Below are 20,278 nucleotides of genomic sequence, written 5' to 3'. Positions count from 1 at the left end.
GCCGTTATAGCTGGTGGTCTTGCATGTGTTTTAAGAATACATCTGCAGCCATAAATCCAGTAACACGAGCATTTGGAACATGGTTACCCTCGCTATCCCAGAACTCAATTGTTGGTAAGCCCAGCACCTGTAATTGTTTAAGCAGTTCAATGTCTTGAGGCATATTTCTCGTTACGTCAGCCTGAAGCAGGACGAAATCAGAAAGCTTGTTCTCAACATCAGCTTGGTGGAAGGTGTACTTCTCAAACTCTTTACAGGCCACACACCAATCGGCGTAGAAGTCGAGCATCACTGGCTTACCGAGTTTCTTCGCTTCGATGAGCTGGATTTCTAACTCTTCAACCGTGTTGATGCGTGCAAATTGGATTTGCTGTTCAACCACCACGCTCTTTTCCGCAAACCAGTAATTCAACGCAGGTTGCGCAGAAGCGAATAGGCCGAGCATCGCGATGATACCCACTGCGCTTTGCTTCCAGCCGCCGAATGGCAGTGCATTCTTGCTGTGGTAAAGCCAACCAAAGGCGATGAAGCCTAATCCAGACCAAAGCACGGTTGCCCATAATTCAGGAATAATGCGCTCTAGCAGGAATATAGGCGCTGCCAGCAAGATAAAGCCGAATACGATCTTCACCTTATCCATCCAGCTGCCTGCTTTTGGCAGTAGCTTATTACCAAATACCGCAACCAAGATCAGCGGGATACCCATACCCATAGCTAACGCATACAGAGCAATCGCACCCGTTAATAGGTCACCACTTTGAGCGACATACAGCAGCGCACCTGACAATGGAGCCGTGGTACAAGGTGAACACACCAAGCCAGAGATAGCACCCATCGCGAACACGCCCAAGGTATTGCCACCTTGTTGCTTGTTACTTTGATTGTTAAGCCAAGTTTGGATGCTGCTTGGAAGTTGCAGGTTATAAACGCCAAACATCGACATCGCCAACGCCACGAACAGAACGCTCAACGCGATCAGTACATAAGGATGTTGCATCGCAGCTTGGAACTGCATACCTGCTGAAGCAACCACTAAACCTAATAAGGTGTAGGTTAACGCCATGCCTTGCACATAAATGAACGACAGCATTAACGCGCGGCCTTGGCTGAGCTTGCCGCCACCCAAGACGATACCCGTCAGAATTGGGTACATTGGCAGAACGCACGGCGTAAAGGCTAAGCCAACACCGAGTGCTAAGAATAGTAATGGAGTCCACCAACTGTCACCGAGCTTATCGGCTAAGCCTGCTTCTTTTGAAACGGGAGCATTGGTTTGTTGAGTGGCATTGCTTGCTGTGTCAGCTGTAGGAGAAGAGGGTTGTACTGAATTGTCTGCTTCACCAGCTGCAGCAGATGAACCTTGTGAGACACTGCTATTTTGGGCATCACCACTGTTTTGCACATCACTGCTTTTTATATCCCCAGGATTCGTCGAAGTAAACGGTTCAATGTCGATTACTCGAGTTTCTGGTGGGTAGCAGAAACCAGCATCTGCACAACCTTGATACTTAACGATCAGCTGTGAGCCATCTTGGTAACTCTGTAGTGGAACTTGCACGAATAACGGCTGAGTATAAATGCTCACCTCACCGAAGAATTCATCTTGGTGTGGTTGGCCATCTTCCATTTCAACATTGCCGATAGCGAGATTTTGGCCAGTGAACGAGAGGCTATGTTGATAGAGGTAGTAGCCCTCTTTTACTTGCCAGTCGAGAAGGACCTTGCTGTCTTGCTGGTAGTAATTGAAAGGGAAAGCTTGGTCTACAGGGACAAAACCGTTGTTATTGCCTCCGAAGCTTGGCTCGGCGTTGTCGTTTCCAAAAAGCGCCCACGCAGGCTGGGTGAACAGGGAAACACAAACAAAAAGTAATGTGGCAAGTCGTCGCATACTATTTAGTCATCAAAATGGAGTTGAAGGTATCTTAACTCAATCAGACCGTAATAGTTTGTGATTAGTTTCATCGACCAGCAAATATCCGCTAGGGCGGGTGAGCCACTTTCTTAGGCAGTCGAGAGAGGGTTAGCAGCGCAACTGCAGTGAACTGCCCTTGCCAATAAGACATTTAGGCAACACCCAAGCGTGCTCTTACTACTTGTTCGCAAGCATCAATGTTCATCGTGTCTTTCGGGATAATTAGTACGGTGTCATTGCCGCCAACCGTACCGATAATCTCGGTATGTGGGTCGATATCGACTAATCTTGCGACCAACTGTGCACAACCAGGGTTTGTTTTTACGATCACCATCGCTTGGTTGTGAGTAATTAATTCGATTTGTGATGAGATTGAGGCATCGACACGCACAGGCGCGCTTTCAACCGTGATGCAGTAAACCTTTTTACCACAGGCATTCTGAATTTTGACAACGCCAAGCTGTGACAAAATGCGAGAGACAGTCGATTGGCTGATACCTGTATAGCCAATGTCGACCAGTTTCTCGCGCAGTTGATTCTGGGTCGAGAAGCTTTGTTGTTGTAGTAAGCGTTTGCACGCGGCAGTCAGTGTTTTATCTTCAGCTGAATACAAGCAACCGTGCTCAGTGATTTGGTTCATGAACAACTCCTTAAGGTCAACGTGTTGATATCGCTTGTCCATAGCGCAGAACGCACTCCCAAAGCCGTAGAGTACGATTGTTAATTAGGGCTTACCGATGAACCCCGAAATAAGAGGGAGGGTATGCGAGATGTATGATCATCTATTCATTGAGTCTAACACTAAAGGATAGTTATCTTTTTGAGGGCGATCACCAAACAAAATTCTGGTTAATTGCTTTTATTGTGGAGTTTTATTCTTTGGTTAAATGGATATTTATTCCGTGTTGGGAATAAATATCCATAAACTATAAAGGGTTTTTGTTGCGGAGGTAATAGCGCTAAGGGTTAGCGAATTTCACTCATGATCTCGCGAGAGAATACTTTTTCACAGTAGTGACATTTTAGCTGTACGTTTTCGTGTTTTAGTTGCACTTTAAAGCTACTTTCGACAGGTTCGCCGTGAGAAATACAGTTGCTATTTGGGCAGGCGAACACACTGTTGATTTGTTCTGGCAGCACAAGTGTTAGCTTGTTGACCACTTTGTACTCTTCAATCTGATTCACTGTCGCTTGTGGAGCGTATAGAGCTAATTGGTTGGCTTGTTCCTTGGTCAGAAAGATGTTCTCAATCTTGATTAGGTCTTTGTTGCCGAGCGCTGATGATGGCAGGTTTAACCCCATCGTGATGCGTTGTTCTGTTTTATGCAGCTTGAACAGTTTGAGAATTTTAATCCCAAGATGAGCAGGGATGTGGTCAATCACGCTGCCATTACGGATCGCTTCTACTTGTAGCTGAGTTTGTTTAACCATGACTGTATCTCCTGCTTATAAAGTGTCGTTTAGAACTAGGGCTAATAAAGCTTCACGTGCATACACACCGTTTTCAGCTTGTTCGAAGTAGTAAGCGTGTGGCGTTTTATCGACGTCAGTTGTTATTTCGTCGACGCGTGGCAGTGGGTGAAGCACCTTCATGTTCTGGCGAGCGTCTTTCAGCGTATCGGCCGTCAGAATGTAAGCCGATTTCATGTGTGCGTATTCTGACGCATCAAAGCGCTCTTTCTGTACGCGAGTCATGTACAGCACATCCAGTTCAGGCACCACTTCTTCAATGCTGCTGTGGGTGCTGTATTGGATACCCATCTCTTCCAGTTCTTCACAGATGTAATCTGGCATCTCTAACACTTCTGGCGCGATAAAGAAGAAACGCACGTTATTGAATTTTGAGAGTGCTTGCGTCAATGAGTGCACGGTACGGCCATATTTTAGGTCACCAACGAATGCCACATTGAGGTTATCGAGCGTGCCTTGCGTTTCGTAAATCGAGAATAGATCCAACAAGGTCTGCGTTGGGTGTTGGTTAGCACCGTCGCCACCATTCACAATTGGCACACCGTTAGAGAATTCAGAGGCTAAACGTGCTGCGCCTTCTTGTGGGTGACGCATCACAAAGGCATCAACGTAAGAAGAAATGACCTGCACCGAATCGGCAAGTGTTTCGCCTTTTTTAGCCAGCGATGTGTTTCCGCCATTATCAAAACCGATGACGGTGCCGCCAAGGCGCTGAACTGCGGTTTCAAATGAAAGGCGAGTTCGAGTTGAAGGTTCAAAGAAGCAGCTCGCGACAACCTTATTTTTCAGCAGCTCTGGATTTGGCTCTGCTTTGAGTCTTGCAGCAGTATCGACGATAAGCTCCAGTTCATCACGAGAGAGCTCTGGAATGGAGATGATGTGCTTGTTAAATAACGAATGCGCCATAACGGGTCTTCCTTTTTCTATGCATACAGTCAAATTGCGGACAAAAAAAAGCCCCCTAAAAATAGGAGGCTTCGAAACGATCAATAGAGCAAAATAAAAATGACACCAACGCCATTCTAAGGCGTATTGGTTGACAATCATGTGCGACAAAATTGCGGTTCATTTTTTGCTCTCTTAAGACAAATTGCGGAGGATTATACTCAGATAAAAAGGCCATGCAATACTTTCTGTAAAGTATTCATTTAATGGATTTTTATGCGAAATAACGTCCGTTTTAAGCTTCCATTTAAGCCTTTGTTGGAACTGAGGATCTCAGGCTTTTTAAGGTAATAATCTATTCAACTACATGAAAAAAAATGCGAGCTTTATCCAAGGTCAAAATCCCAAGAACGCCACCCGCATTTCCCTGTCATTGCACCTAACTTATTAACGTCTTGCGAACAAGTGAGTGCTTAACTGCTTAACTGCTTAATTTCTTAACTTCTTAGCTGCCTAACGTCGCAACCATGACTGCTTTGATGGTGTGCATGCGGTTTTCTGCTTCATCGAACACGATAGAGAATTCAGACTCGACCACTTCATCTGTCACTTCTACGCCATCTTTAAGCTGCGGATATTCAGCAGCAAGCTGTTTGCCTACTGTGGTATCTTCGCCGTGGAAAGCCGGTAGGCAGTGCATGAATTTCACATGTGGGTTGCCTGTTGCCTTGATCATGTCCATGTTGACTTGGTAAGGCATCATTAGGTTAATACGCTCAGCCCATGCTTCTTTTGCTTCGCCCATTGATACCCAAACATCGGTGTATAGGAAGTCACAACCTTGCACGCCTTCTTGAACATCTTCTGTTAGCGTGATTTTGCCGCCAGTGTGTTCTGCGATTTCACGACATTGAGCCAATAGCTCTTCTTGTGGCCAGAATTGTTTTGGAGCAACAAGGCGAATGTCCATGCCCATTTTCGCCGCGCCAACCATCAGAGAGTTACCCATGTTGTTGCGAGCATCACCTAGGTAAGCAAAGCTGATTTCATGCAGTTGTTTACCACGACCGTATTCCGTCATAGTTAGGAAGTCAGCAAGGATCTGTGTTGGGTGGAATTCGTCAGTCAGACCATTCCATACCGGTACACCAGCGTAAGCGCCTAGCTCTTCAACGATTTCTTGACCGAAGCCGCGGTATTCAATGCCATCGTACATACGGCCAAGAACGCGAGCGGTATCTTTCATTGATTCTTTGTGGCCAATTTGAGAGCCAGATGGGCCTAAGTAAGACACTCGAGCACCTTGGTCGAATGCGGCAACTTCAAATGCACAGCGAGTACGAGTGGATGTTTTCTCAAAGATAAGCGCAATGTTTTTGCCAGTCAGTGTTGGCTGTTCGTAACCGTTGTACTTCGCTTTTTTTAGCTCCATAGAAAGATCTAACAAGTGTTGAATTTCGCGTGGAGTGAAATCTAGTAGTTTTAGGAAGTTACGATTGCGTAGGTTAAAAGCCATGATGTATTCCTTCTTAGATTTAGGCGCTTTCTTGTTACAGGGAAAGAAAATTCAAGAAAGCGCGATTCAATTTTTTAGTTAAATTTGTTCGGTTCTGTTTGTTTCGTTTAATTCTGTTTTCGCAAGCTTTAAAAGCTCTCAAGGTTTCAGCTTCTCAAGCTTTAAGTTTTTCAAGATGATAAAGCTCGCTAGTGCGTTAACCTTTGGTGATATTGGTGCCCGCTTGGCCTTGCAGGATTTGCAAACCATCTTCGAGTGCGCCGATACCCACTACTTTTCCGCCTTGTTGAATGAATTCGCACGATGCTTCAATTTTTGGCCCCATCGAGCCTGCATCAAATGTGAACTTCGCCAATTCGCTTGGTGTGGTGCTGCGCAGTGCGTGTTGAGTTGGCTTGCCCCAATCAAGGTACACAGCCTCAGCATCGGTCAAAATAAGCAGCGCATCCGCATCCAGTTGTTTCGCCAAGAAAGCCGCTGACATGTCTTTGTCGATAACCGCTTCAACACCCACTAATTTGCCATTCTCTTTTTTCACTGGGATGCCACCACCGCCAGTACAAATTACTAGGTGACCCGCATCGATAAGCTGTGTGATCGCTTCGTGCTCAACAATGCCGGTAGGGCGTGGGCTTGGTACCACGCGACGGAAATGTTGGCCGTCAGGTTTTACTATCCAGTGGAATTTCTCCGCTAATTCACGCGCTTCTGCTTCTTCGTAGATCGGACCAATCGGCTTTGTTGGATCCGCAAATGCTGGATCGTTTGGATCAACCGTCATTTGAGTCAACATGCACGAGATGTTGCGGTCAGGCAGGTAGTTCTTGAACTCTTGCATCAGCATGTAGCCGATCATGCCTTGAGTTTCACTGCCCAATACATCCAGCGGATACGGGTTTACTTTTTTGTATTCCAAACCTTGCAGAGCAAGTAGGCCAACTTGTGGGCCATTACCGTGTACTAGAACCACGTTGTACACTTTCGCGATTTCAGAGATGGTTTTAACCGCGGTTTCAATATTACGGCGTTGAACATCGGCTTCTAACGGCTCACCGCGACGAAGTAGGGCGTTACCGCCGAGTGCAACAACAACAGTTTGCTTAGTCATAATTGTGTTCTCTCATTCTGGCCAAGCTGAGATTATTTAAGATCGTTCAACTTGGCCGTTTTCGTCTTAGTGATTAGATACCATCACGCTCAATTGGGCAGCTCATGCAGCGTGCGCCACCGCGACCGCGACCAAGTTCGTCTCCTGGAATCGGAAGAACCGTGATGCCTGCTTTGTCGTATTTTTCGTTGGTGTAGGTGTTGCCTTCGTAGCCAATAACGACGCCAGGTTTAACCGTTAGCACGTTGTTTGCATCGTTCCACTGTTCACGTTCTGCATGGAAGTTGTCGCCACCGGTTGTGATTAGGTTTAGCTTGTCTACGCCAAGTGCTTTTTCGATAGCCGTTACGAAGTAGCCTTCTTCTTTCACTTTTACAGCGCCAGACTCATCGCCAGTTAGGTTCCAGCACTGCACGTCTTTACTTACCACTTCAGGGTAAACAGAGAACGTATCTTCGTTCATGTGAGTCATTACGGTGTCTAAGTGCATGCAAGAGCGGTGTTTTGGTAACTGCATTGCGATAACTTGTGTCGCTTGACCGTGTTTGAATAGGCTAGATGCTAAGTGTTCAACACCTTGTGCTGTTGTACGCTCAGACATACCGATAAGAACCGCGCCACGACCAAGTACAAGAACGTCACCACCTTCAATCGTTGAGTTGTCGTAATTGATTTTTTCTTCATCGCCGAAGTATTTAATGAAGTCTTGGCCTGCGAATGTTGGGTGCCAGCGATAAATAGCGCGAACGTGGTTTGTTTCACGTTGACGAGCTGGTTTCGCCATTGGGTTGATAGATACACCGCCATATACCCAGCAAGATGTGTCGCGAGTAAATAGGTGGTTTGGTAGTGGCTCGATAATGAAGTCGGTTGGTGCGTGCATGCCTTGCATCATTGAAGATGATTTCATTGGCATCTCAGCGTAAGACAAACCGCCCGTTAGGATTTTTGCTAACTCTAGGTTTGGTAAATCGCCCAAGTAGCAGCGCACATCATTGGCGAATGTTTTACCTAAACGGTAATCAGATACTTGGCAGGTTAGTAGCCAATCTTTCGCTTCTGACACCGCTAGTGTGTCGGCTAGCAAGTCAGTAAGAAGAAGAACCTCAACACCTTGATCACGTAGCGTTTGAGTAAATGCGTCATGCTCTTTACCTGCACGCTCAACAGCCAGTACGTCATCAAATAGCAAATCGTGACAGTTAGAGGGTGTTAGGTGAGTCAGTGCGCGTCTTGGGCGGTGAACTAGAACGCGGCGTAATTGACCTATTTCAGAACCTACATAGAACTTACTCATGATCGTCTCTCTCTTATATATTTGAATTACTTTTATTGCTAAGAGTAATTATTTATTTTCAGTTGAGAAGAATGAATTATTTTATTCATATCTCTTGTCTGGAATTAATATTACGCCTGCTAGTCAGGTATTCTTAGAGATCTATCACAAATCGTTTTTTATCCCGTAGCCCTTTAAAATCAAGGGTTTTAACAAACTTTATGCACTTTCAACTATTGTCAGTCTTTTCTAAATAGTTAACTCCTTGGGAATATTATGCATGCTTTTTTCATTCACCTAGCTAGAATCCAATTTGTGAGGGATTATATGCAAAATGGTTTTATTGATAAGAATGAGCTTAGATTGGAAGTATGCAATGTTTTTATTTAGATATTTAATTTTGGATGTGGAATTAATTAGTTGTTAACAAAATAAATGCGAATAAAGCTATTGTGGTCACACTTTATAATTGGGTTTTTTAAGCCGGTTTCCTATAAAAATCACTACTATTTCCTCTTTGGTTATTACTGTTTAAATTACTTTAAATATAATTAACGCTAATAAATGACTAAATATTTGTATAAATATAAGAGCGAAGAATAGTTGGCGATTTATTAGCTTTAACCTTGATGTTTAAACGTTGGCTTACTCTTTGTCGCAAGTGGTTTTTGCTTGTTTAAGCTTTGCTACTGAGATAGGTCATAGAGAGGCGTTAAATGAAGCGTGTGCAGCTCGGCAGGTTGTTTTGGTGATTGGGTTGGAGTTGGATTAGATAGCAATAAAAAAGCCGCTATGGAAGCGGCTTTGGATGAGAACGGAGTGAAGTGCTTTAAGTTAGATCAGCGCACCAATACTTAGTACAACGATGCAGAACACCATTAAGATACCGACTAATGGCATTACCCATTTAACCCAGCGAACATAAGGGACGCGGGCAATCGCCAAGCCACCCATCACAACCGCAGAGGTCGGGGTGATTAGGTTCACCAAGCCAGATGCTGATTGGTAAGCGGTGATAACAAGGTCACGACCTACGCCTGCAAAGTCGGCCAGTGGTGCCATGATTGGCATAGTCAGTACCGCTAACCCTGACGTTGATGGTACTAAGAATGACAATAGAATCTCTAAGAAGAACATCACGTTAATAAAGATAACCGAAGATAACCCGGTAACCATTTGTTCTGCAGAGAACAGAATGGTATCGGTGATCATACCGCGGTCCATCACGACCACGATACCACGCGCGATACCGATGATAAGCGCTACACCAAGTAGGTCGCGGGCACCATCAATAAAGCTAGTCGTAAACTCTTCTTCGCTCATGCGAGCCACAATACCGACAATGATTGTCGCGGCTAAGAACATCGCTGAGATCTCTGCCATCCACCAGCCAGCAACCGATACACCGTAAATCATCACAGCGAAAGAGCCACCGAAAATAGTGAGGATTAATTTACGCGTTGTGGTGAAATCAAGTTTTTCGTCGCTCGCGTTACCAAGGAAGTGTGCTTTGTTCTCTTTGTATTTGTCGTAGACAATCGATGTTGTTGGGTCAGCTTGAACCATTCTTGCGTAACGCATGACGTAGGCAACACAAATTATCCAACCAATAACGAGCATAGCAATACGCAGCACGATACCGTCAGTAAATGGGATACCAGAGGCGTTGGCAGCGATCACGGTTGCGAATGGGTTAATCGTTGACCCTAGCACCCCAATCCCTGCGCCAAGCAGTACGGTCGCAGCGGCAACAAGAGGGTCAAAGCGTGCAGCCATCATTACTGGTACTAGTAGCGTATAGAATGGCAGTGATTCTTCCGCCATGCCGTAGACGGTACCGCCAGCAGCAAACAATGCCATCAGTATCGGTATCATCAACTCTTCTCGCCCTTCTAGGCGGGCAGTGACGCGTTCGATACCGGCATCAATGGCACCAGTTTTGGTTACTAGTCCTAAGAAGCCACCAATGATTAAGATGAACAGCGAAACGTCGATTGCTGCAGCTTCATAGCTATTGTGGTCGTAGAAACCGTCAATAGGCGCGAGTAGTACGTCAATCACACCTTGAGGGTTACCTTCTACTGCTTGATAGGTGCCGGTTACCGGTACTTCTCGACCTAACTCTTCATTCATTGCTCGGTCGTATTGGCCTGCTGGAACAACCCAGGTAAGCAGGGCTACGAATGCAATTAGAATAAATAGAATGGTGTAGGCAGAAGGGAATTTAAAGTTGGCAAAGAAGCCGCCCTTTTTTTTCTCGCTTGGTATCGTCTGAGTCGTCATGGCTATCTCCTTACATCATCCTAAATAGAATTGACGTGAATTAGCGACTAATGTTTATAGATTGTAAATACAGTGACATTTATAAAGCATTCAACGATATAAAATTCTTGCCCTTATAGAGCGATCATCTATATGACGTTGCCGACTTTAAATATAAGTATCTTTATATTTATATATCCAAATGAATTAAGATTTAATTTAACTGCGGTTATTTTATTCCTTACGTCGCCATTTAAGTTTGGTATTGTTCACAAAAATAGTGACCAATGAATAGGATGAAAAACGTTAGAAAAAGAGCAAGGTTTTTTGGTTAGTTAGCTTGGATTAATATTCGATGTGAATTAGAGAGAAACAAGGGGTGGTTGCGTTGGCAGGCATTGTTAGTGAATGGCGTGAATATTATTGGAATTTTATTCAAACTTTATTTTTATTCGGATTTTTAGGTTTATAATGTTTATTTGATACGTATCAAATAAACACATTGTGCAGAAAAGAAAAAAGGAAGCCGAAGCTTCCTTTTAGGTTTAGTTTTTCAGCGAGTGTTAGATAAACAGACCGCCGAATGCGAAGCCGAGTGCTACCGCTGTACTGATTGTTGCCACACCAGGAATGAAGAATGGGTGGTTAAATACGTACTTACCAATACGAGTTGAACCTGTGTCATCCATCTCAACCGCTGCCAGTAGCGTAGGGTAAGTTGGAAGTACGAACAGTGCACTTACCGCAGCAAAAGAAGCCACGGCTGTTAGTGGTGCTACGCCAATCGCTAGAGCTGCAGGCATTAGTGCAACCGTTGTTGCGCCTTGAGAGTAAAGCAGCATAGAAGCGAAGAACAGAACAAGAGCCAGCATCCAAGGGTAGTCAGCAAGTAAAGCACCAGCAACGTCTTTGATTTCAGCAACGTGTGCATTCACAAACGTTGAACCTAACCAAGCTACACCAAGTACACAAACACATGCTGTCATACCTGAACGGAATGTTGGAGCCGAAGAAATCTTCGCTGCATCAATCTTAGTGAACATCACGATTGCCGCTGCTGCTGCCAGCATCACAGACATGATCGCTTCGTTACGGCCCAGTGCTGGGTTTTCAATTAGGCCAACAGAGCTAGAGATAGCGGCTGCGTAGCAAACAACAAAACCAATCGCCGCAAGGAAGATGTAAGTCGCTCTCTTCGCTGTTGGTAGAATTTCGCGTTTCTCTTCTGTTGCTAGCTTGATTAGACCTTTCTCTAGACGTTCTTGGTATATAGGATCGTCTTTCAGTTCGCTGCCCATGTAGTTCGCGACAACCGCACCAACCATACAAGCGATGAAGGTTGTTGGAATACAAACCATCAATAGCGTTAGGTAATCGACACCAAAGGGTGCCAGCATCGCTGCGAAAGCCACAACTGCTGCCGAAATAGGCGAAGCTGTGATCGCAATTTGAGAGGCTACAACTGCGATAGACAGTGGACGAGAAGGACGAACACCTTGGCCTTTTGCTACTTCTGCAATAACAGGCAGCGTAGAGAATGCTGTGTGACCAGTACCCGCCATCAGTGTCATTACAAAGGTCACAATCGGCGCGTAAAAGGTGATACGTTCAGGGTGTTTACGCAAAAAGTTTTCTGCAATTTGTACCAACCAGTCCATACCGCCAGCAACCTGCATTGCTGCAATTGCGGTGATAACCGACATGATGATCAAAATTACATCGACCGGGATAAAAGATTGGCTTGTTGGAACACCAAGAATTAATGAAAGGGCAATAACACCAGCACCACCGGCAAAACCAATACCGATACCGCCAATTCTGGCCCCCAAAAAGATAAAGAGCAGGACGACAAATAGTTCTACTGCAATCATAAGTAACACCTCATTTTAGATTTTATTATGTGAACATTCGCCACTGGAATGTTCACATAATAGTTCTATGGTTTAGGTTTAATTAAGCAAAAATGCAACTAACGGAAATCCACAAGATCAGCAGGGTTAACCGTATTGGAGCCTAAAAAAGGGCTCCGTTTGGAGCCCTTTCTCGCTACCGTTATTCGTAGCGTTTAGCTTTATACTGAGGATGCATCAGATTTTCAACAGAGAAAATGTCATCAAGTTCTTCTTCGCTCAATAAACCGCGCTCTAGCACTACATCACGAACACTCTTACCTGTTTCAGCACAAATCTTACCTACAATGTCACCCTCGTGGTGGCCAATGTATGGGTTTAGATAAGTAACGATACCGATAGAGTTAAATACGTGAGATTCACATACTTCTTTGTTTACAGTAATGCCGTCTACACACTTGTCGCGTAGGTTCACACATGCGTTTGTTAGGATGTCTAAAGACTCAAACATGCTTTGTGCGATAACAGGTTCCATTACGTTCAATTGAAGCTGACCGCCTTCTGCTGCGAAAGAAACCGTGTTGTCGTTACCTAGAACTTTAAAGCAAACTTGGTTTACTACTTCAGGTACAACTGGGTTTACTTTAGCAGGCATGATTGAAGAACCCGCTTGCAGTTCCGGTAGGTTTAGCTCGTTGAAGCCAGTACGTGGACCTGAAGAAAGAAGACGTAAGTCGTTACAGATTTTAGACAGTTTAACGGCTAGACGTTTAAGTGCGCCGTGCGTCATTACGTATGCGCCACAGTCAGACGTTGCTTCGATTAAATCTTCAGCCGCTACACACTCTAAGCCAGTTACTTCTGCTAGGTGCTTAACTGCTAGGCCTTGGTAACCCGGAGCTGCGTTCAGACCAGTACCGATAGCTGTTGCGCCTAGGTTAACTTCAAGCAGTAGTTTTGAAGTGTATTCTAGGTTTTTGATTTCTTCGTTGATGGTTACAGCCCAAGCGTGGAACTCTTGGCCAACCGTCATAGGCACAGCATCTTGAAGTTGAGTACGACCCATTTTCAAAATTGTGTTGAATTCTTGGCTCTTAAGCTCAAATGCACCTTTTAGGTATTCGATAGCATCGATCAGTTTACGAACGCTGTTGTAAACAGAGATACGGAAGCCAGTTGGGTAAGCACAGTTTGTAGATTGGCTGCGGTTTACATGGTCATTTGGGTTGATGAACTCGTATTGGCCTTTTTCTTTGCCCATAAGTTCAAGTGCCACGTTCGCAACGACTTCGTTCGCGTTCATGTTTACAGAAGTACCAGCACCACCTTGGAAAACGTCCGATGGGAACTGATCCATGCACTTGCCAGTGTCTAGAATGAGGTCACAAGCTTCGATGATGTATTTAGCCACTTCGCTTGGAATTACACCTAACTCTTTGTTTGCTAAAGCCGCTGCTTTCTTTGTCATCACCATACCGCGAACGAATTCAGGTACATCTGAGATCGTTACATTTGAGATGTTGAAGTTTTCAACTGCGCGTAGAGTGTGGATGCCGTAGTAAGCATCAGCCGGAACATGACGTTGACCTAATAGATCTTCTTCGAGACGAGTAGCTTGAGGAGCTTCAACTTGAGCTTCTGATTGAGTAGCCATAACAGGATCCTTAGAGAATTATTCTGATTATATAGTTAGTTATTAGCCTATTCTGTGTGCAAATACTCCGTTCGCTAGAATATTGGGCTGATAAATCCGTCCTGACTTATGTGGCACATGATACTGTACTTAGCGCATAAAAATATTAAGTTGATCACCTTTTTCGTTTTTGTTTCGTCAATATTTAGCAAACTTATTCCGGGTCAATAAACACGCTTATTTACAGGATAAATTTGAGATTGGTAGGGCTTTCAGCGTAAACTGGACGTAACAAAGGAGGGCGTGTGTTTCCTATCTTATTATTACTCTTTATCTTCGTACCCATCATTGAGATTGGGCTATTTATTCAAGTTGGTGGCTTCTTAGGATTGTGGCCAACTATCGCGTTGGTTTTGATCACTGCATTTGTGGGTGCATCGCTGGTTCGTAGCCAAGGCATTCAGACACTTATGTCTGTTCAAGGTCGGTTGCAACAAGGCGAAATGCCAGCACAACAGATTCTTGAAGGCGTGATGCTTGCGGTTGCAGGCGTATTGCTGCTGACTCCGGGATTTATGACGGACGCACTCGGTATGTTGGTATTGTTACCTGCACCAAGAGCGATGATTGCCAAGAAAATGATGGAAAAAATGGTGGTGACCAATATGTCTGGTGGTTTCCATGCGGGTGGACAAGCTGGTTTTGGCCAGAGCCCATTTGGACAAGACCCATTCAATTCAGGTCCATCTGACCAATCAAAAGACGGCAACACCTTTGAGGGTGAGTTTGAGAAGAAAGACGACGACAACGATCGTAACCGCTTAAATTAATGGTTTGTCTCTTTATATAGAGAGACAAACAGAAAAGGCTCTTACCGTTATCCTTCGCAAGAAAGTGATAATGGTAAGAGCCTTTTTATTGCGTGTCGCCGACTGTTACTTACTGTTTACTATTGATAACAGATAACAGATAACAGATAACAGATAAGCTTGAGCGTTCGGTTATACCGCGCCTTCAAAACCCATTTGTCGCCATGCTTCGAACGCAATAATGGCCACTGCGTTAGACAGGTTCAAGCTGCGTGCTTCTGGCATCATTGGAATACGAATGCGTTGCTCCATTGGCATACTTTCGATGAACTCAGCAGGCAGGCCGCGAGACTCAGGGCCAAACATCAGTACATCACCTTGTTGGAATTTCGCATCAACGTGGTGACCAGTGGTCTTGGTCGTACAAGCAAAGATACGGTAGTCACCCTCACGTTCATTCTCTAGATACTCAAGGAAGGCTTCTAGATTCTTGTGACGCTTTACTCGTGCGAGGTCGTGATAATCTAAACCCGCACGACGAACTTTTTTCTCTTCGAAATCAAAACCAAGCGGCTCGATAAGGTGCAGGTTTGCGCCGCAGTTAGCTGATAGGCGGATGATGTTACCCGTATTGGGCGCGATTTCTGGTTCGTATAGAGCGATATCAAACATGTTGGTTCACAAGAATAATCAAAGATAGCCAGAGTATACGGTGGCAAGCTGAGTGAGTACAGTTCGCCACCCTCAGCTTAGGCTTGGTTCGCTAGTGCCTGAGCGTAGTTTTTAGATACCGCATTCCAATTCACTACGTTCCACCATGCATTGATGTAATCAGGGCGACGGTTTTGGTAGCTGATGTAATAGGCGTGTTCCCAAACATCGAGTGCAAGAATGGGCTCGCCGTTACTGGCAACCGTATCCATCCACGGATTATCTTGATTTGAGGTCGAGATGATCTTCAGTTGTCCTTCTTCAACCACTAGCCAAGCGAAGCCTGAACCAAAGGTATTGATTGCCGCTTGAGCGAACTGATCTTGGAATGTCTCGAAATCTCCGAAAGTACTTTTGATAGCTTCGCCAAGCTCGCCCGTGGGTTCACCCCCACCGTCTTGCGACATGCAGTTCCAATACAAGATGTGGTTGTAGTAACCGCCACCATTGTTACGAACCGCTGGGCTGTGTTGAGAAATGTTAGCGAAGATCTCGGTCAGAGACTGTTGCTCTAGCTCGCTGCCAGAAACAGCCGCAACAAACTTATCGTAGTAGGTTCTATGGTGCTTGCTGTAATGCACTTCCATCGTCTTAGCATCAATGTAAGGTTCTAGGGCGTCGTAAGCGTAGGGTAAAGCAGGGAAAGTGTGTGACATGGTAAATCCTCCTTAATTAGAGGATTTACCATAATGATAATAACAATCATTATCAACTGTGTTCTTTGTGGGGGTATTATATCGGCAAGATTGGCAGGGTGATTTCGAGTTGTAATCCACCGAGCTGGCTACGGCTTGCAGTGATGGTTCCGCTGTGTTGGCGAATCGCACTTTCTGTAATGGTGAGGCCAAGCCCAGTGCCACCTGAATTACGATCGCGTGCCGTTGAAACTCGGTAGAAAGGTCTGAAGATAGAATCCAGTTCATCCTCCGGGACACCATCACCGTTGTCATTGACGCAAATCGTCAGCTGATCTTGGACAACATGGAATTGCACATCGACTTGGTCTTTGCCGTAGTAGATAGCATTGCGCGTAATATTGTCCAAGGCACTCATCAGCAGCTTAGGGTTACCCGAAATAGAACGCTCTGGGATCTCTGAAAACGTCAGTAATTTACCCATCTGTTCAGCTTCAAACTCTGCATCTTTTAAGATCTCCTCCCATAAGCTCGAGATAGGTTGAACCTCACGAGTAATGTGGCTGTCGACCTGCATACGAGATAGCGTCAGTAGCTCACTGATCATTTGTTCCAAACGCTGCGCTTCGGTATCAATACGTTCTAATTCTTGGCTCTCACCTTGCTTACGAATTGCCAGTGCATTGGCCATGCGTAGACGAGTCAATGGCGAGCGCAGTTCGTGTGAGATATCAGAAAGTAGGCGTTGTTGCCCCGAAATCATCTGGTTTACCGCTTCGACCATCTGGTTAAAGCTTTCACCTGCTTGTCTGAATTCTGAGGTGCCTTTTTCAAGTGTTGGATCAACCTCAAACTGACCTTTCGCTACACGTTGCGCTGCGCGCTCTAGCCTACGTGCGGGTTGGCTCAATGCCCAAGCTAGCCATAGCAATAGCGGGGTACTTGCTAGCATTACCGCAAGCAATAGTTGTAAAGGTCTATCAAACAGTCGCAGCAAAAATGGCGGTGGTTGGTTCCATTTTACTCCGGCATACATCAGTAATTCTTCACCAGCGAGTGTGATCGGTACTGGCCCTGCCACCATGTAGTGTCCGTATAGTTTCTGTTTTGGTACTTCAGGGTTATCAATCGAGGTAACAAAGTTGCGAATCGCCTTAAGCTTATAGTCCGAATGTCTTTTTGACGTAAGGACAGCGCCTTCTAAGTCGGTTAAATAGATGCGAGCACGAGAATCCTTGCGGCTACGTGGTGCCTCAAGTTGGAACACAATTTTGCCTAGATTAGGTTCTTTGGCGTAGCGTTTCTCTGTGATTTTAGCGATACGCTCGAGTTTATCTAGGTGATCTGCGGGCACATCTCGCGCCACGCGAGGGTCTAAATGGGGAAGTGACAGCACCGACAAAAGCACCAGTAACATGGTGAACCAAAAGATAGCAAAGATACGTCCATATAAGCTGGTGATTTTAGGGATGCGCATTAATCTTCCTCTACCAATAAGTAGCCACGGCCTCGTAAGGTTTTGATGCGAGACTTACCGTCAGTACGTTCTGGAATCTTCTTGCGCAGATTGGAGATATGCATGTCTATCGCACGGTCAAACGCCGCCAGCCTTTTGCCTAAAACATCCAAGCTCAGTGCTTCTTTGGTGATCACTTGTCCTGGGTTTTGGATGAGATGGCTCAGTAAAGCGAATTCTGTGGTGGTGAGATCGATAATCTGTCCATTACAGTAAGCCTCTTGCTTGCCAGGGAATACTTCGATGTCTTGGTATTGAATGGTGTCGCTGGCTGATTTAGGCGCGGTGTTAGTCTGTGTTCTACGCAAGATGGCACGAATACGAGCGAGCAGTTCTCGGTCACTGAACGGCTTTGGCAAATAATCATCTGCGCCAAGTTCAAGGCCAATAACACGGTCGATCTCTTCGCCTTTGGCAGTCAGCATCAATACTGGTGTTTCCCAGTTTTCTCTCAGCTTCTTTAGCGTTTCCATACCGTTAAGGCGCGGCATCATCACATCCAAAAGAATCAGATCAATCTCATCATTGATAGCGTCAAGCCCCGCATAGCCATCATTGGCTTCGGAAACAGTGAAGCCCTCAAAGCTCAGGATGTCTTTAAGTAAGCTGGTTAGTTCTGTGTCGTCATCAATAAGAAGAATGTTCGCCATTGGGAAGCCTTAATCGGTTATCTACTATTTACACGTTAATAATACTGCTAATTATTCGTCAACTTTCACTCTTTACGATTCTTTACGCTTTCTAAACGTCACTTTACGAGGGAAAGACTAATCTATATCTAAGCGCTGAGAAACAGACGCAATACATGACTTATTATACCGAATCGAGGCAACAATTATGAAAATGACTAAGAAACTTGTACTAGTAGCTGCGGCACTTCCACTTATGTTAGGTACAGCGAGTGCGTTTGCATACGGCGGTGGTGATAAAGGTGATCACAAAGGTATGCACGGTAAGTGTGGTGGCTTCGATAAGAAAGTGATGCGCCAACTAGACCTGACGGATGCTCAAAAAACAGAACTAAAAGAGATGCGCGAAGCGAACCGCGCTGAGATGAAAGCAAAACACTCAGGCAACAAAGCAGATAAAATGGCGCAAATGAAAGCGCATCACGAGAAAGTTCAAGATCTAGTTCTAGCTGATACTTTTGATGAAGCTGCAGCAAACGACCTAGCAAGCCAAATGGTTGAGAAGCAAACAGAGCGTCGCGTAACAATGCTTAAGAAGCAACACCAAATGATGAGCGTATTAACGCCTGAGCAAAAAACTCAGCTGAAAGAAATCCAACAAGAGCGCATGGCGAAGTGTGCTGACAAAATGGAAAAACGCATGAACAAAGACAAGTAATTCATGGTTTGAGAAAGCTGAATTGATTGAAAGTGTTTAGAAAGAAGCGGCCTAGTGCCGCTTTTTTGATCTTTAAAAATGAATGTATTACATCATGGCTGTCATATTCAATCGGTTGTTTGCGGGTTATACTTTGTGCTATCAGTCACTTTATAGCCAATTTATGAAACAAGAATACGCACGTTTAGTTACGCTCGCCGCTTGGGCTGCCACCATCATTGCCTCCATATTATTGGTTGTGAAGGTTGCTGCGTGGTGGGTGACAGGTTCAGTCAGTTTATTAGCTTCTGTGGTTGATTCGCTGTTGGATATCGCCGCTTCTGTCGTCAACCTAGTGGTGGTTCGCTACTCTCTTCAGCCTGCCGATAAAGAACATACCTTTGGTCATGGTAAGGCAGAATCTCTTGCTGCATTAGCACAAGCGATGTTTATTTCCGGTTCCGCTTGTTTCCTTATTCTTAATGGTATTGAGCGTTTCTTCCGACCGCATGAGCTGAACTCTCCTGAAATTGGTATTTATGTCAGCTTGTTCGCGATCGTAATGACCTTTGGTTTGGTTCGATTCCAAAAACATGTTGTCAGCAAAACGGGCAGCCAAGCGATAGCCGCCGATTCACTGCATTATCAATCAGACCTTTATATGAATGCGGCGATCATGCTCGCGCTAGCACTGAGCTGGTTTGGCATTGGTCAAGCGGACTCGGTATTCGCGATTGGTATCGGTATCTACATTCTTTACAGTGCCTACCAAATGGCAACAGAAGCCATTCAATCTTTGCTTGATAGAAAGCTGCCAGATGAAGAATTAAAACAGATAAAAGAGACATCGCTGAGTGTGGAAGGTGTGCTTGGTGTGCATCAACTAAGAACGCGTCGTTCAGGGCCTGTTCGGTTCATTCAATTGCATTTAGAACTCGAAGATAATATCCCACTTATTGAAGCGCACCGCATTTCTGACGAAGTAGAAGACAAGCTTATCTCCGTTTTCCCTGATGCTGATGTATTAATTCATCAAGACCCGTATTCGGTCGTATTTGGACCCGAGAAGCAGCAGAAATTTCACTCATGGTAAGCGAGCTAAAAAAGGGTTGGCAAATGGTAAGTAGGTGGCTTTTGAACTAAAGTGAGTAAAAATTACTAATTCTTCGGTGATTCAAAAACCACCTTAGTAACAATTAATGTTGATTCTGATGTGAATCAACAAAGTTACTGAGTAAAACTGTAATACTCTTACAGAAGTAGAAATGTTACATAATTTTACGCGATTTAAGTGCTATTCCTGTTGAGGAAATGTAACATAACGCACAAATATAGATTTAAAATCTTGTTGATATACAATCAGCAAGAA

Annotated in this window: 17 protein-coding genes and 1 pseudogene; 4 read left to right on the top strand and 14 right to left on the bottom strand. The window is 44.8% G+C overall.

All coding sequences use genetic code 11. The features are described from left to right. Positions 1-4: 4 nt before the first annotated feature. From L3V36_RS16855 to L3V36_RS16835, 5 genes are all read right to left on the bottom strand, one after another. Positions 5-1,888, bottom strand: a complete 1,884-nt coding sequence (locus tag L3V36_RS16855; RefSeq protein ID WP_102447469.1) for a protein-disulfide reductase DsbD — start codon at positions 1,886-1,888, stop codon at positions 5-7. Between the two features lie 175 nt (positions 1,889-2,063). Next, complete coding sequence (locus tag L3V36_RS16850; RefSeq protein ID WP_004729722.1) at positions 2,064-2,552, bottom strand: arginine repressor; 489 nt, start codon at positions 2,550-2,552, stop codon at positions 2,064-2,066. Between the two features lie 326 nt (positions 2,553-2,878). Further along, positions 2,879-3,343 (bottom strand): aspartate carbamoyltransferase regulatory subunit, encoded by a 465-nt coding sequence (gene pyrI, locus L3V36_RS16845; protein ID WP_004729721.1) that lies wholly within the window; start codon positions 3,341-3,343, stop codon positions 2,879-2,881. 15 nt (positions 3,344-3,358) lie between these two features. Beyond that, a complete protein-coding gene (gene pyrB, locus L3V36_RS16840) occupies positions 3,359-4,288 on the bottom strand; it encodes an aspartate carbamoyltransferase (protein WP_017083816.1) in 930 nt (309 codons plus the stop codon). 484 nt (positions 4,289-4,772) lie between these two features. Beyond that, positions 4,773-5,783: an ornithine carbamoyltransferase gene (locus tag L3V36_RS16835; RefSeq protein ID WP_017094773.1), complete on the bottom strand. Its 1,011-nt coding sequence runs from the start codon at positions 5,781-5,783 to the stop codon at positions 4,773-4,775. Between L3V36_RS16835 and L3V36_RS23965 the strand changes: the two are divergent. After that, positions 5,782-5,962: pseudogene (locus L3V36_RS23965) on the top strand (hypothetical protein). The gene L3V36_RS16835 and the pseudogene L3V36_RS23965 overlap by 2 nt on opposite strands. A gap of 17 nt (positions 5,963-5,979) precedes the next feature. On the opposite strand, the gene arcC reads toward L3V36_RS23965, so the two are convergent. From arcC to aspA, 5 genes are all read right to left on the bottom strand, one after another. After that, positions 5,980-6,891 (bottom strand): carbamate kinase, encoded by a 912-nt coding sequence (gene arcC / locus L3V36_RS16830; protein WP_004729718.1) that lies wholly within the window; start codon positions 6,889-6,891, stop codon positions 5,980-5,982. 73 nt (positions 6,892-6,964) lie between these two features. Beyond that, on the bottom strand, positions 6,965-8,188 hold the full coding sequence (gene arcA, locus L3V36_RS16825) for an arginine deiminase (RefSeq protein WP_017077581.1): 1,224 nt from the start codon (positions 8,186-8,188) through the stop codon (positions 6,965-6,967). A gap of 813 nt (positions 8,189-9,001) precedes the next feature. Further along, positions 9,002-10,450 carry a YfcC family protein gene (locus L3V36_RS16820; protein WP_102537805.1) on the bottom strand — a complete coding sequence of 483 codons (1,449 nt, stop codon included), beginning with the start codon at positions 10,448-10,450 and terminating at the stop codon, positions 9,002-9,004. A 542-nt stretch (positions 10,451-10,992) separates the two neighbouring features. Continuing rightward, entirely contained in the window at positions 10,993-12,300 is a 1,308-nt protein-coding gene (locus L3V36_RS16815) for an anaerobic C4-dicarboxylate transporter (protein ID WP_102537804.1), read from the bottom strand. A gap of 181 nt (positions 12,301-12,481) precedes the next feature. Further along, positions 12,482-13,933 (bottom strand): aspartate ammonia-lyase, encoded by a 1,452-nt coding sequence (aspA, locus tag L3V36_RS16810; RefSeq protein WP_004729713.1) that lies wholly within the window; start codon positions 13,931-13,933, stop codon positions 12,482-12,484. Positions 13,934-14,217: 284 nt separating this feature from the next. Here aspA and L3V36_RS16805 point away from each other — a divergent pair, with 284 nt between their 5' ends. Beyond that, entirely contained in the window at positions 14,218-14,742 is a 525-nt protein-coding gene (locus L3V36_RS16805) for an FxsA family protein (protein ID WP_004729712.1), read from the top strand. Between the two features lie 171 nt (positions 14,743-14,913). Here L3V36_RS16805 and L3V36_RS16800 read toward each other — a convergent pair whose 3' ends face one another. The 4 genes from L3V36_RS16800 to L3V36_RS16785 all read right to left on the bottom strand — a co-directional run bounded on the left by L3V36_RS16800 (position 14,914) and on the right by L3V36_RS16785 (position 18,233). Further along, complete coding sequence (locus tag L3V36_RS16800) at positions 14,914-15,393, bottom strand: tRNA (cytidine(34)-2'-O)-methyltransferase (RefSeq protein WP_004729711.1); 480 nt, start codon at positions 15,391-15,393, stop codon at positions 14,914-14,916. Positions 15,394-15,470: 77 nt separating this feature from the next. Continuing rightward, the gene (locus L3V36_RS16795) at positions 15,471-16,088 is read right to left on the bottom strand and encodes a superoxide dismutase (protein WP_102447468.1); all 618 of its coding nucleotides are present in this window, start codon (positions 16,086-16,088) and stop codon (positions 15,471-15,473) included. 76 nt (positions 16,089-16,164) lie between these two features. After that, the gene (gene cpxA / locus L3V36_RS16790; protein ID WP_102447467.1) at positions 16,165-17,544 is read right to left on the bottom strand and encodes an envelope stress sensor histidine kinase CpxA; all 1,380 of its coding nucleotides are present in this window, start codon (positions 17,542-17,544) and stop codon (positions 16,165-16,167) included. Beyond that, entirely contained in the window at positions 17,544-18,233 is a 690-nt protein-coding gene (locus L3V36_RS16785) for a response regulator (RefSeq protein ID WP_017092189.1), read from the bottom strand. Before L3V36_RS16785 ends, cpxA begins: the two co-directional genes overlap by 1 nt. 187 nt (positions 18,234-18,420) lie before the next feature. Between L3V36_RS16785 and L3V36_RS16780 the strand changes: the two genes are divergently transcribed. Beyond that, a complete protein-coding gene (locus L3V36_RS16780; protein ID WP_076648678.1) occupies positions 18,421-18,930 on the top strand; it encodes a CpxP family protein in 510 nt (169 codons plus the stop codon). A 163-nt stretch (positions 18,931-19,093) separates the two neighbouring features. Next, the gene (gene fieF / locus L3V36_RS16775) at positions 19,094-20,002 is read left to right on the top strand and encodes a CDF family cation-efflux transporter FieF (protein ID WP_026012358.1); all 909 of its coding nucleotides are present in this window, start codon (positions 19,094-19,096) and stop codon (positions 20,000-20,002) included. Positions 20,003-20,278 lie beyond the last annotated feature (276 nt).

Origin of the sequence: Vibrio sp. G-C-1 (assembly GCF_021728015.1) — a bacterium.
GTDB classification, from domain to species: Bacteria; Pseudomonadota; Gammaproteobacteria; order Enterobacterales; family Vibrionaceae; genus Vibrio; species Vibrio splendidus.
Note: the sequence above shows the minus strand (reverse complement) of the source record. Positions and strands in the feature narration are given on the sequence as shown.